The sequence below is a fragment of the Bradyrhizobium acaciae genome (assembly GCF_020889785.1).
Classification (GTDB): domain Bacteria; phylum Pseudomonadota; class Alphaproteobacteria; order Rhizobiales; family Xanthobacteraceae; genus Bradyrhizobium; species Bradyrhizobium acaciae.
The window spans coordinates 44,225-57,078 of the sequence record NZ_JACMYK010000035.1; the positions used below are offsets into that span (position 1 = coordinate 44,225).

Annotated in this window: 12 protein-coding genes and 2 tRNA genes; 7 read left to right on the forward strand and 7 right to left on the reverse strand. The window is 65.1% G+C overall.

Going from position 1 to position 12,854, the window contains the following annotated elements:
• Positions 1–8: 8 nt before the first annotated feature.
• Positions 9–638: a glutathione binding-like protein gene (locus H8A92_RS16555; RefSeq protein ID WP_229196765.1), complete on the reverse strand. Its 630-nt coding sequence runs from the start codon at positions 636–638 to the stop codon at positions 9–11.
• Positions 639–649: 11 nt separating this feature from the next.
• Positions 650–1,243 (reverse strand): cysteine hydrolase family protein, encoded by a 594-nt coding sequence (locus H8A92_RS16560; RefSeq protein ID WP_229196766.1) that lies wholly within the window; start codon positions 1,241–1,243, stop codon positions 650–652.
• Positions 1,244–1,370: 127 nt separating this feature from the next.
• On the opposite strand from H8A92_RS16560, the gene H8A92_RS16565 reads away from it, so the two are divergent.
• From H8A92_RS16565 to H8A92_RS16580, 4 genes are all read left to right on the forward strand, one after another.
• On the forward strand, positions 1,371–2,210 hold the full coding sequence (locus H8A92_RS16565) for a LysR family transcriptional regulator (protein ID WP_229196767.1): 840 nt from the start codon (positions 1,371–1,373) through the stop codon (positions 2,208–2,210).
• A 324-nt stretch (positions 2,211–2,534) separates the two neighbouring features.
• A tRNA-Phe gene (locus H8A92_RS16570) sits at positions 2,535–2,606 on the forward strand.
• Between the two features lie 3 nt (positions 2,607–2,609).
• A tRNA-Leu gene (locus H8A92_RS16575) sits at positions 2,610–2,676 on the forward strand.
• A gap of 334 nt (positions 2,677–3,010) precedes the next feature.
• Entirely contained in the window at positions 3,011–4,162 is a 1,152-nt protein-coding gene (locus H8A92_RS16580; protein ID WP_229196768.1) for a slipin family protein, read from the forward strand.
• A 124-nt stretch (positions 4,163–4,286) separates the two neighbouring features.
• On the opposite strand, the gene H8A92_RS16585 is transcribed toward H8A92_RS16580, so the two are convergent.
• The gene (locus H8A92_RS16585; protein ID WP_229196769.1) at positions 4,287–4,895 is read right to left on the reverse strand and encodes a TetR/AcrR family transcriptional regulator; all 609 of its coding nucleotides are present in this window, start codon (positions 4,893–4,895) and stop codon (positions 4,287–4,289) included.
• Positions 4,896–5,156: 261 nt separating this feature from the next.
• On the opposite strand from H8A92_RS16585, the gene H8A92_RS16590 reads away from it, so the two are divergent.
• The 3 genes from H8A92_RS16590 to H8A92_RS16600 all read left to right on the forward strand — a co-directional run bounded on the left by H8A92_RS16590 (position 5,157) and on the right by H8A92_RS16600 (position 10,575).
• On the forward strand, positions 5,157–6,002 hold the full coding sequence (locus H8A92_RS16590) for a DUF3313 domain-containing protein (protein ID WP_229196771.1): 846 nt from the start codon (positions 5,157–5,159) through the stop codon (positions 6,000–6,002).
• Positions 6,003–6,180: 178 nt separating this feature from the next.
• Positions 6,181–9,543: an adenylate/guanylate cyclase domain-containing protein gene (locus H8A92_RS16595; protein ID WP_229196773.1), complete on the forward strand. Its 3,363-nt coding sequence runs from the start codon at positions 6,181–6,183 to the stop codon at positions 9,541–9,543.
• 252 nt (positions 9,544–9,795) lie between these two features.
• Positions 9,796–10,575 (forward strand): Crp/Fnr family transcriptional regulator, encoded by a 780-nt coding sequence (locus H8A92_RS16600; RefSeq protein WP_229196774.1) that lies wholly within the window; start codon positions 9,796–9,798, stop codon positions 10,573–10,575.
• A gap of 17 nt (positions 10,576–10,592) precedes the next feature.
• On the opposite strand, the gene H8A92_RS16605 is transcribed toward H8A92_RS16600, so the two are convergent.
• From H8A92_RS16605 to groEL, 4 genes are all read right to left on the reverse strand, one after another.
• Complete coding sequence (locus H8A92_RS16605; RefSeq protein WP_163160026.1) at positions 10,593–10,790, reverse strand: hypothetical protein; 198 nt, start codon at positions 10,788–10,790, stop codon at positions 10,593–10,595.
• A 40-nt stretch (positions 10,791–10,830) separates the two neighbouring features.
• On the reverse strand, positions 10,831–11,046 hold the full coding sequence (locus tag H8A92_RS16610) for a hypothetical protein (RefSeq protein ID WP_076858594.1): 216 nt from the start codon (positions 11,044–11,046) through the stop codon (positions 10,831–10,833).
• 212 nt (positions 11,047–11,258) lie between these two features.
• A complete protein-coding gene (locus tag H8A92_RS16615; RefSeq protein WP_229196776.1) occupies positions 11,259–11,408 on the reverse strand; it encodes a hypothetical protein in 150 nt (49 codons plus the stop codon).
• A 394-nt stretch (positions 11,409–11,802) separates the two neighbouring features.
• A partial coding sequence (groEL, locus tag H8A92_RS16620) for a chaperonin GroEL (RefSeq protein WP_229196778.1) occupies positions 11,803–12,854 on the reverse strand: 1,052 nt, incomplete at its 5' end.

Here is a 12,854-nt window from a genome sequence, read left to right on the forward strand (position 1 = left end):
CGGGGCGATCACGCCGCGATGCTCTTCCACAGCTGCATCTCGGTGCCGATCGCGGCCTTGACCTGCGGCCGTCCCTGAATGCGTGAGAGATAGGCTGCCAGTGGCGGCCATTCCGCGACGTCGACACCGGCGGCGCGGAGCAGCAGCAGGGCCCAGGCGAGGTGCGCGTCCGCGACCGTGAAGCGGTCCCCGACCAGAAATTCGCGGTGCGTGAGATGCGCTGACGGCACCGACAGGATCTGGCCGATCCTGGCACGCGGTTTGGCGAGCGATGCGTCGTCCTTGTACCAGAAGGTCGGGAACAGAAAGCCCTTGTGGATCTCGGTGCCGATGAAGCTCAGCCACTCCTGCAGGCGGTAGCGATCCGGATGGCCCGGTTGCGGCGCGAGGCCGAGTTCGGGCTTGAGGTCCGCGATGTATTGCAGGACCGCCGCGCTCTCCGTCAGGTGTTCGCCGTTCTCGAGCACCAGCACCGGTACCGCGCCCTTCGGTGCGACCGCGCGGAAGTCGCCATCGTCCTCCAGCACCTTCTTGGTCCAGAGATGGACGAGGTGATAGCGCGCCTCGATCCCGGCTTCCATCAGTGCCATGCGGCTGGCCAGTGAGCAGGCCATCGGCGAGAAATAAAGCTGGAGCATGGCGATGTCACTCAAGCGAGGGCGTTGCCGCGGGCGATGATCGCGAAGCGGTCCGACAGTTCGGCGAGCGCGACGTCGTGAATGAGTTTTGCGGCAATCGTGCCGCCGGTGCCGTCGGGCAGGTCGCGGGTGGCGCAGCTGTCGGCATCGATGGTGGTGCGGTAGCCGAGATCGAGCGCGGCGCGGGCGGTCGAGCTCACGCACATATGCGTCATGAAGCCGGCGAGCACCAGCTCCCTGCGGCCGGTCGCGGCAAGCTGCGCATTGAGATCGGTGCCGGCGAATGCGTTCGGCAATTGCTTCTCGATCACGATCTCACCCGGCCGCGGTGCCAGCGGCGCGACGATCGCACCACGCTCCGCGGCACGATCGAACAGGCTTCCCGGCGATCCCTTGTGCGCGATGTGGATGATTTTGGCGCCGCTTTCCCGCGCGCGACCGAGCAGTGCGGTGGCCCGCGCGATAGCCGGGCCGGCGTCGGGCAAAGCGAGGGGACCGGCGAGATATTCGTTCTGGATATCGATCAGCACGAGGCAGGCATCGCCGAGGCGGGGCGGGGTGAGGTCGATACCGGCAAGCTGCATCAACGTTTTGGCGACGGTCATGGTCGTGAGATCTCCGGCGGATGTGTCTTTCGAAAATATAGCCGCGGACGGGCCTGCCGTTATGCAGGGATATTGCAGCGGTGGCTGCGCTATTGCAGGCAGGCCGGATGCGATGTAGCCTGACGCCATGAACTGGGACGACCTTCGCATCATCGCGGCCGTCAGGGACGAGGGCACCTATGCCGGCGCCAGCGCGCGGCTGCGGATCGACGAGACCACCGTCGGCCGCAGGCTGGCGCGGATTGAGCGCGCGCTCGGCCTGCGGCTGTTCGAAGCGGCCGACGGCGTCCGCAGGCCGACCCGGCAGTGCGACGTGGTGCTCGCGCACATCCAGGCGATGGCGGCGCATGCCGGGGAGATCGGCCGGATCGGTGAAAGCCTGCCCGGCCCGGTCGGCCGGCTGCGGATCGCCTCCACCAATGCGATCGCGGAGGAAGTGCTGGCGCCGCGCACCAGCGCGTTCCTGCGCGCCCATCCGGGCCTGACGGTGCAATTCCTGACGTCAAGCGACAATGTGAAATTCTCGCGCTGGGAAGCCGATCTTGCGATCCGGCTGCGCAAGCCCGACAAGGGCGACTTCGCGATCTCGAAGCTCGCCGAAGTCAGGCTGTATTTCTTCGAGCCGGCGGCGACGGCGGCGGGAGAGCCTGTGACATGCGCGTATCCCGACGAGCTCGGCGCAATTCCGGAAATGCAGTTCCTGCGCGGGAAGCGACTTCGCGCGCGCTGCGTCACCGACAATGTCCGCATCATCCACAAGCTGATCCAGTCGCATCATGCAGTCGGCGTGCTGCCGGAGCACAGTTGCGTCGAACTGCTGACCGACCGCCGTCTGCGCGCCACGCCGTTGCCGAAGCGGCGCGACGTCTGGCTCCTGGTGCAGAACCATCTCAAGCGCGACGCGGCAACGCGCGCCACCATCGACTGGCTGCGTGTCTGCTTCCAGGACGTCGCGCGCAGCGGGTGAGGGAGATGGGCTTACCTCCTGTCATTTCCCGGTGCGCAATTGCGCACCTGAGGGCGGCGCGCAGCGCCGAGCCCGGAATCCTCCGCACGTTGTGCGGCCTGATGGATTCCGGGTTCGTGCTTCGCACGCCCCGGAATGACGAGGTGAGTTTGTGGTTGCCTCAGCGCCGCCCCGTCATGAAAAAATCACACGCGACCCTCTTGCAACCCGGGCGTGCTTCGTCTATTAGCCCGCTCCTTCGCTTCGGCCATGGGTTCGGGCTCGCTGAGATCCCGACTGGCGCGTGCCGCTCTGCGGTGTCGTGTTCCGCTGAAATGAAGATCACGAGAATGAAGCTCATGGGCGAGCGTCGGGGCTGAAACCCCGAAGGTACCGGTTCGAATCCGATCTTCTCACAAAGGATAGCTCAGTTAGGTAGAGCAGGTGACTCAGAATCATCGTGTCGCGGGTTCAACTCCCGCTCCAAGCGCTCCGTTCAGCCTGAAAAGCTGATACCTCTGAAGGGACCGGACGCGCGCTTCAGTCGCAGTCCGGCCGTTCTGCCGCAAGGCTCTTCGTCCGAACATCGACACTGTGAGACCGGCTTTGCGCCGCGGTGGATACCGCTTGCGCTGATGCCGGGTGGCTCCGCACGGCCGCGCGACTTTTGTCGCGCGAACGTGCGCGTGCGCCCGTCGTCACGCAAGCTGAAGCCACGGCCCGCTTGGCTGACAGGAAGCCGCGTTCGCGTCCTCACGTCCTTTGCAAGATGAAACCAGCTTTCAGGCCCATGGGCCTGAAGCAACGATGGAGGCGTGCCAATGACCTGGCATATCTTGACGACCAAGTTGACGGTGAAGGATGGCGAGCGCGCGTTGCTGACGCGCGACGGCCGGCTCGAGCAGGTGCTCGCGCCCGGACGTCACCGCCTGTTCGATCCCCTGCATGAGCTGAAGGCCGAGCTGTTCAGCGTCGTGCGGACCGAATTTCCCGCGGATCGCTACGCGGTGATCAAGGCCGCGCGTCCCGATCTGGCCGATGAGCTGTTCGAGGCGATCGAGACCAAGGCAAACGAGATCGCGATCGTCAGCCTCGACGGCCGTCCCGTTCAGCTGATGACGCCCTGGCAGACGCGCGTGTACTGGAAGGTCGCGACGTCGGTCGAGGTCGAGCGCATCGATGTGACGAGCGATCCCCGCGTCACCGCACGCCACCTCGCGATGATCCAGCCCAACCGGGCCGGCGTCATCACCGAGGCGGTGGTCGAGAACCACGAGGCCGGTCTGCTCACGGTCGAGGGCAAGCTGGTCGAGCGGCTCGCGCCCGGCCGGCACGCGTTCTGGATTGCGGGCCGCAAGATCGAGGTCAAGCGCCTCGACCTGCGTCCCCAGGCGATCGAGATCACGGCGCAGGAGATGCTGACCAAGGATCGCATCGCGCTGCGCGTGACGCTGACCGCATTCCGCCGGATCGTCGATCCCGAGCGGGTCGTGGCAACGGTGCCCGACGTGGATGCGTGGCTGTATCGCCTGGTGCAGTTCGCGATCCGCGAGGCGGTGGCCGGTCGCACGCTGGACGAAGTGCTGTCTGCGAAGACGGCGCTCGACGAGGAGCTTCGCGACTACGTCCGCGCGCGTGTCGCGGATGGTGGTGTCGAAGTCACCGAACTCGGCGTGAAGGACGTGATCCTGCCCGGCGAGATCCGCGAGCTGGTCAACAAGGTGGTGGAGGCGGAGCGGGTGGCGAAGGCCAACCTGATCCGCCGGCAGGAGGAGACCGCGGCGACGCGTTCGCTCCTGAACACCGCCAAGCTGATGGAGGAGAACCCTCTGCTGCTCCGGCTCAAGGAGCTGGAGTCGCTCGAGCGTCTGGTCGAGAAGGTCGGCCGCATCGACCTGCACGCGGGCGAGGGCCAGGGCCTCGATGCGCTGCTGACCAAGCTGGTCCGCCTCAAGGCGCCCGAGAGCGCATAAGACAGAAGGGCCGCCCACGGGCGGCCCTTCGAGTTTTGGAGTGATGTTGATCGGCGCGTTTCGCAAATCTATCCTTCGTCATTCCGGGCTCGCGCGCCCCCGGAATGACAGGGGGAGGAGGAGCTCAGATCGCGGCCTTCAGATTGGTGAAGGCGTCCTGGACGAATTTGGTGAGTTGGCGCTTGCCGCCTTGCTCGAGCCAGGCGTCGACGGCGATGCGCAGTGCGCCGCTCGAGGCCATCGCGACGAGACGGAGGCGGTCGCGGCGGTCCTTGCCCGGCCATAGTTCGCAGAGTGCCTCGTAGACGATCCGTTCGCGGTGCAGATCGTTCCTGGGTCGGCGCGAGCTCAGCACTTCGCTCTCACGGATCAGGCGCGATATCGCCATGGTTCGCGACGTCTGGAAGTGGGCGGACATTTCCAGCAGCGCCTCGCGGACGACGTCGATCGGTGCGCCGGCCGAGGCGTGATCGCGGATCGACGCCCTGAGCGCGTCGTCATAGCCTGAGATATGTGCGAGCAGGATCTCGTCCTTGCTCCTGAAATAGTAGAAGAAGGTCCTGCGCGAGATGCCGGCCGCCGCCGCGATCTCGTCCAGCGTCGTGGCCTCGTATCCATTGGCCAAAAACAGCTCCATGCCGACATCGGTGATGCGTTGCAGCGTCTGGCGACGATTGCGCTCGCGCAGGCCTTCGCCTGCAGGCGTCCGGGACTTCGTCAATGTGTCGGGCATCGGCCGCTTCTCTCATGAACAGGCAATCAGGGCAAAAGCACTTCGTGGCCTCGGAGGCGCGCGGCCGTCGGCGTTAACGCGCAGAGCAGCGCGACGAGACATGCGTCTTTCGGTCGCGCGCCGGCGGTCACGCCATAAAACCGCCCAACACGATAACTACACCTAGTGTAATAATTACACTAAGTGTAATTCAGTGGTGCCCCAATGACAACCTGCTCGCGCGTATGCCGGATCAAGCGGATTCCGGCGGCAAACGGATTCGTGAGCGGGCGGGGGGCGCAGCTCCGTGGCTGGGCCGCGGCGAACCTGCTCGGTCTGCTGGTCTCGGGCTGCGCGACCGCGACGCTGGATCAGGCCGGCTCGCTCCGCTCCTACGACAACATGGTGCAGTCGGACGGAATGCTGACCCGTTCACAGCTGCGCGTGAGCAAGGAAGAGGTGCTGGCGGCGAAGACGGTCAGGATCATTCCCACCGTGTTCTCCGAGAAAACGCCGGCGCCGTTCACGCCCGCGCAACGCAGGCTCGTCACCAACGCCGCCGACCGTGCGTTGTGCGCGGGCCTCAGCGAGCGCTTCTACGTGGTTGCGTCGGAGCCGGCCGATCTGACCGTGCAGGCCGTCATCACGCATGTGGTGCCGACTGATCCCACCGCTGTCGGCGTCTCCAAGGGCGTATCGGTCGCGAAGACGATTCTGTTGCCCGGCGTGCCCGTACCCGTTCCGCGCATTCCGGTCGGGCTCGGCAGCCTGTCGCTTGAAGCCGAGGCGCGCGATTCTGCCGGGCAGCAAAAGGCGGCGATGGTCTGGGGCCGCGCTGCCAATGCTTTCGATACCGGGCGGATGTCGGAGGAGGGCGATGCGTACGGCCTCGCGGCATCGTTCGGCGGCGATTTCAGCCAGATGCTGGTCACCGGCGTGACGCCGTTCGGCGGGGTGCCATCGATGCCCTCGATGCAGCGGCTGGGCTTCCTGCTCGGCGGCGCGCCGAAATATCGGGCATGCGAAGCATTCGGGCGCGCGCCGGGCCTCATCGGCATGGTCGGAGACAGCGCGGGCGTGCCGCCGGACTGGACCGACAAGGGGCCGGTTGCGGCGCGGACGGAGTGAGCCTGCGGGCACGCGTACGAATGTTCGCGTGCACAGGGCTGTAACGGAACACCGCCGTGGCACAATTTGCTGCTCCGGACTGACTGCCTAAAGACAGAAGGTGCCAGCACAGACAGATTGCGCTAACGTCTGTTCGCCGTGGTCCATTCGGCCAGCCGTCAACCCGTCGGTGAAGCCAATGCAGCAGATTGCGGAATGGCTCGGGAAGCTGGGGCTTGGGCAATACGCGCTGCGTTTTGCCGAGAACGGCATCGACGTAAGTGTTCTTCCCGAATTGACGGATGAAGACTTCGACAGGCTTGGAGTCCTGCTCGGCCATCGCCGCAAGATGCTGCGCGCGATCGCCGATTTAAATCAAGCCGAACTGATCGCCGCGCCGGTTTCATCGCACGATGCCGAGCGACGCCATCTCACCGTGATGTTCTGCGACCTGGTCGGCTCGACCGCCTTGTCGGCGCGCCTCGATCCTGAGGACATGTGGGAGGTGATTCGTGCCTATCGCGCGGCCTGTGCGCGGGTGATCGCAACATATGACGGCGTCGTTGCCAGATTTATCGGCGATGGGATCCTCGCATATTTCGGCTCCCCCCGAGCGCACGAAGACGATGCGGAGCGCGCAGTGCGCGCCGGCCTCGACGTCATCGCCGCGATCGGCAAGCTGGAGACCCGCGCTGACGAGGGCGTCGCGGTGCGGATCGCGATTGCGAGCGGGCTTGTCGTGGTCGGCGACCTCGTCTCCGGCGACGCGTCGGAGCAGCAGGCGCTGGTCGGCGATGCGCCGAATGTCGCTGCGCGGTTGCAGGGCCTGGCGGAGCCGGGTGTGGTCGTCGTCGCCGCTTCGACCCGCCGATTGCTCGGCAATCTCTTCACGCTTCGCAACCTCGGTCGCCGCGAAGTCAAGGGCATCTCCGAACCGATCGCGGTGTGGGCAGTCGAAGGCGAGCCGGCATCGGAGAGCCGTTTCGAGGCAGTGCGGACCGCGCGTTCGATCGGCTTCGTCGGCCGCAAGGCGGAGATCGAATTTGCACTGTCGCGCCAGCAACTGGCGTGGCAGGGCCGGGGCCAGGCGTTGCTGATATCGGGCGAAGCCGGGATCGGCAAATCGCGGATCGTGGCAATGCTCTCCGACAGCCTCGCACCGGCGACACACCGCCGTGTGCGGTATCAGTGCTCGCCCTATCACACCAACAGCGCGCTGCACCCCTTCGTCGCACAGCTCGAGCGTGCCGCCGGCATCAGGCCGGATGATCTGCCGGAGCGGAAGCTGGACAAGCTCGAAGGCATGCTGGCGCTCGGGACGCAGCAATTGCCCACCGTCACTCCGCTGATCGCGGCGCTGCTGTCGATCCCGACAGGCGACCGCTATCCGCCGCTCGGCCTCAGTCCGACGCAACAGCGGCGGCAGACATTTGCAGCGCTGCTCGACCAACTCGAGGGCCTCGCCCGGCAGCAGCCGGTGCTTGTCGTCTGCGAAGACATCCACTGGGTAGACGCCACGTCGCTCGAACTGTTGGACCTTGCGGTCGACCGGATCAGGGGGCTTCCGATCCTCATGCTGATGACGTTCAGGCCCGAGTTCGAACCGCCCTGGGCGGGCTTGGCCAATGTGAGCCTGCTGCGGCTGGATCGGCTCGACCGACAGGACACCCGCGCGCTTATCGAGCAGGTGACTGTCGGCCGGTCGCTGCCGGGCGAGATGATGACACAGATCGTCGAGCGGACGGATGGTGTCCCATTGTTCGTCGAGGAACTGACCAAGATGGTCATGGAGTCGGGGCTGCTCGTCGAGAATGCCGGGCGCTACCGCCTCGACAATCCGCTGCCACCGCTCGCGATCCCGGCGACACTGCAGGACTCGCTGATGGCCCGGCTCGACCGCCTGGCGCCGGTCAAGGAGGTGGCGCAGATTGGCGCGGCGATCGGCCGTGAATTCTCGTATACACTGCTCCGCAGTGTGGCCGGGCGCGATGATCTGACGCTTGCGGCCGCGCTCGCCCAGCTCGAAGAGGCGGAGTTGCTGTTGCGCCGGGGCACGCCGCCGGATGCAAGCTACAGCTTCAGGCATGCATTGGTCCAGGAAGCGGCTTACGAGAGCCTGCTCAAGAGCCGCCGGCAACTGCTCCACAAGCAGATCGGCGATGTGCTGCGCGCCAGGTTTGCCGAGATCGCGGAGATCGAGCCGGAAGTCGTTGCGTATCATTTCACCGAGGCAGGGCTCGGCCAGACTGCACTGGCTTGGTGGCGCAAAGCCGGTCAGCAGGCGCTGAAGCGTTCGGCCTATTGCGAGGCGATCGCACATCTCGGCAAGGCGGTCGCCATCGCCGACGAACTTCCCGATGAGCCGGGCCGGATGATCGGTCGGCTCCATTTGCAAATCGCCTATGGCCGCGCACTGCGCGGCAGTCTGGGGCACAGCGCCCCCGAGACGGTGGCCGCCTGGACGCGCGCCCGGCAGTTCGCCTCTGACATCGATGATCCGATCGAGATGGCGCCGATCCAGTCGGGCCTCTTCAACGCCTGCTTGACCCACGGCGAGCTCGCGCCGATGCGCGAGTTGGCGGAGGCCATCATGGGTGCGGCGGAACGGCATCCGGATTCGCCGGTGGCGACGATCGTCGCGCACTGGACCAGCGGGGTGACCTCGTGGTTCGCGGGCGAGTATCTAGACGCGGGCGTCCATCTGGAGCAGGCGTTCGCGGCCTATACGACGGAGTCCAATCCGGCAACCTTGAAGGCATCGACGCTCGACCTGCCGTTCGTCATCATGCGATTTCTGGCGCTCGTGCTCTGGCCGCGTGGCGAGATCGATCGAGCCCGACAGCTCGCGGGCGAAGCGGTGAGCGTTTCCGGTGAACAGCGCGCGCTCGCGCGAGCCAATGCGCTGGTTCACAAGGCTGTTTTCGACGGGCTGTGCGGCAGCCGGTTGCGGCAGACCGAGACGATCCTCGCGTTGGGACTGGCTCAGGATCACACCATGCCGCTGTATGTCGCCGCCGGCACCTATCTCAATGGTTTGGCGAAGTGGCGCGCCGGCGACTTGGCGGCGGGTCTCGCGGAGATGCAGCGCGGCTGGACGTTGCTTCACGAGAACGACTGCTACCTCTGTGATCCCTTCTGGGGCTTGCAGATCGCGGTGGCGAACGCGGAGGCCGGGCATGTCGAGGCGGGACTCGACATCGTCAACGAGCTGATCGACGCGACGGAGCAATCCGGGCAGCACTGGCTGGACGCCGAGCTATACCGCGTGCTGGGCGAGCTGCGGTCGCGTCGCGACACCCCCGACATTCCCGGCGCCGAGGAGGCCTTCCACCGCGCCATTGATATTGCGCGAAGGCAGCAGACGAGGACTTTCGAACTGCGCAGCACGTTGGGACTCGCGCGGCTTTGCAGCCGCAGCGGCCGGGCAGACGAGATGTCTCAATTGTTGTCACCGGTGCTCGCCAGCTTCGATGCGGCGCTCGATCTTGCCGAAATCGGCGACGCACAGGAGCTGCTCAAACAAGCGCGTTGGCGACCTGACCACCGCTCGCGCGTGTCTTGACCGGCGACGCATTGGAGCGGTCAGACGCGTCGGGCGCGGCGCTTGCGGGGTTCGAAAACTGGAACTCTCGGGTTCCCGAAGTTTTACGGTGCGACCATGCGCATTTTGCTGTTGCGTCCGGCGGCGCATTTGCATCTAACTATTTCGGATCGTGTCGCAGGGAATTCCACCGCGCGGTCAAGTGTTTGGAATTTGTTGTGGCCTGTGTTTGAGTGAGTTTGCTGTGCGACCCTACATCACGAGTTCCCGCAGGTGAGCATTTCCGGCGGAAGTCGTAATCGTCTTCTCGCAACATTGTCGCCTGCGGATTTGGACCTCCTGAGGCCCGAGCTGGAGATTGTCGCGCTCGAACAGGATGAGATCCTGGCGCGCGCCGGCGACGAGATCGACTACGTCTTCTTTCCCCACAGCGGGGCGATCTTGTTGATGATCGACATGGCGGATGGGCACACGGTCGCGACCGGTGTGGTCGGAAACGAAGGGGCCGTGGGCAGCCTTTCGGTGCTCGGAGCGTCACCGTCAGGCATCACCGCAGTCGTCCGTGCTGCTGGTACGGCCTCGCGAGTTCCCGCGTCGCGCTTTCATGCCGCTTTCGGCCGCAGTCCCGGGATCCGGCAGGCGATCCAAAAGCACGTCAGAGCGATGCTGATCCAGTTTCAGCTTGGCTCGGCCTGCAATGCACTCCACCCGGTCGAGGCGCGGATGGCGCGCTGGCTGCTCCAGCTTCGCGAGCGCGTCGACAGCGACGTCCTCCCGTTGACCCAGCACGCACTGTCGCAAATCCTGGGCGTGCGGCGAACAACGGTGACGTTGCTGATGGGCAATCTGCGCAAGCGCGGTGCGATCAGGTCCGAGCAACGAGGCCGGATCGAGATCGACCGGGCGCGGCTGGTAGCGGCGGCGTGCGAATGCCATCGCGTCATGCGTCTTGAGGCCGAGGAGATATTCTCGGGTGACAAGGCTCGAGCTCGGGGAATGGCTCCGGGCGACGATCCCCGCATCTCGGAAATCGAGGCGGACGACACCGTGTGAGCGCGTTCCCGGCGCGGTCAGCTTGCTCGCCGACGATCGCGCTTCCGCGCGGAGGAGGCTGCCGCCTCGAGCTTCGCAATCTCGCGCAGCACCTGCGCCGTCTCGCGCAATTCATTGCGCTTTGGGCCCGGCTTCAGCCGTCGTGCTTCATGGAGAAAGTCCTTGGCCTGCAGCAGCCAGGCAGACGTTTCCGTTGAGTTCTGCGCATGCGCCATGGTGTCCCTCCATCGCGATCATCGAGAGTGGTGGCCGGTATCAGGCCGGTGAACCGGCGCTGCGGCGTCGCCGCACGCGGATGCTCGGCTCGTCGACCCAGGCGTCCCCCGCAAACCAGGCATGATCGGCGCGGCAAAATGGGCAAGGGGTGCGCGAGAAGAACACCGTACTGCGTCGAAAGCTCTCGCGATCGGTTTTGATCCCGGTGGAAATCGCGTGCCCGGTCTGCGGACATTTGACCATGACCATGCCCATGTGAGCCTCCCTCCCATATTTTTTTGCTCTTGCAGAAAAGCTCCGGCCGGTTGGATTGGCCTCAGCTCGGTGCGGGGTAGTTGGGGGCATCGCGCACCTGCGGCGGTTGACAGAGCATTGGGCAGTGGGGGCTGCATGCTCGTCACTGGGCTTTTCCAACCGGCCAGATCCCTCCTCAAACGAATCCTCGATGTGAGTTGAACGCCGCTTCTTCAGGCGGCTTGGCGAAGCACCTCGGCAAATCGTTTCCTGGCGGGTTCGCGGGCTTTCGTCGCGATCGCCTGGTCGAACAGGTGGCTCGACAGCGGCATCTCGAAGAGACGCGTGCCCTTCACGGTGACTTTCATTTGGCTTTCGCTCACCGCACAGCCTCCCTCTCAAGCGCAAGCATTCTCCGCAACGCTTGCCCGCGTCACGGGAGCTGACGCTCCGTGCTCGATTCAGATTTTTGAGTGAACTTCGAACCTGTCCCAAGCTTACTGTGCGGGACGAGGCCGAGACTGTCGGTTCGGTTTGCGACTCTCGGCGATAATTTTTTTGAGAATGTCAACCCGAACTAACATGTGTTTATGGGGAGTGCTGTGCATAAGTGAATGCTGCCGTAAGCCGCAGCGTGCCTTCTCCGGCGCGAGGTCGCTCAGAACGCCGACATCGAGCGAGCGCGCCGCAACAAGTGTTCGGCCGGATGCCGCAAACAAAAACCCCGGCATCGCTGCCGGGGCTTTGCATTTCGTGGCTTGCCTAAAGTGGCTGGACTTAGAAGTCCATGCCGCCCATGCCGCCGCCCGGAGGCATTGCGGGGCCGCCGGCGTTCTTCTTCGGCAGCTCGGCAACCATGGCTTCCGTGGTGATCAGCAGCGCGGCAACCGAGGCTGCGTTCTGGATCGCGGTACGGACCACCTTGGTCGGGTCGATGATGCCCTTCTTGACCAGGTCGGCGTAGTCGCCGGTCTGGGAGTCGAAGCCGTAATTGTAGGTTTTGTTCTCGAGGATCTTGCCGACGATGACGGAGCCGTCTTCACCGGCGTTGATCGCGATCTGGCGAGCCGGAGCCGACAGCGCCTTGCGCACGATCTCGACGCCGGTCTTCTGGTCGTCGTTCTTGGTGCGCAGGCCCTTGAGCTGCTCGGAAGCACGGAGCAGGGCGACGCCGCCGCCCGGGACGATGCCTTCCTCGACGGCCGCACGGGTCGCATGCATCGCGTCATCAACGCGATCCTTGCGCTCCTTCACCTCGACTTCGGTCGCGCCGCCGACGCGGATCACCGCGACGCCGCCAGCGAGCTTGGCGAGACGCTCCTGCAGCTTCTCACGGTCGTAGTCCGAGGTGGTTTCCTCGATCTGCGCCTTGATCTGGGCAACGCGCGCGTCGATGTCGGCCTTCTTGCCGGCGCCGTTGACGATCGTGGTGTTTTCCTTGTCGATCATCACCTTCTTGGCGCGACCGAGCATCTGCAGCGTGACGTTCTCGAGCTTGATGCCGAGGTCTTCCGAGATGGCCTGGCCGCCGGTCAGGATCGCGATGTCCTGCAGCATGGCCTTGCGGCGATCGCCGAAGCCCGGAGCCTTGACGGCCGCGACCTTCAGGCCGCCACGCAGGCGGTTGACGACGAGGGTGGCGAGGGCTTCGCCTTCGACGTCTTCAGCGACGATGACCAGCGGCTTGCCGGTCTGCACCACGGCCTCGAGCAGCGGCAGCAGCTCGTTCAGCGAGGAGAGCTTCTTCTCGTTGATGAGGATGTAGGCGTCGTCCATCTCAACGCGCATCTTGTCGGCGTTGGTGACGAAGTAGGGCGAGATGTAGCCGC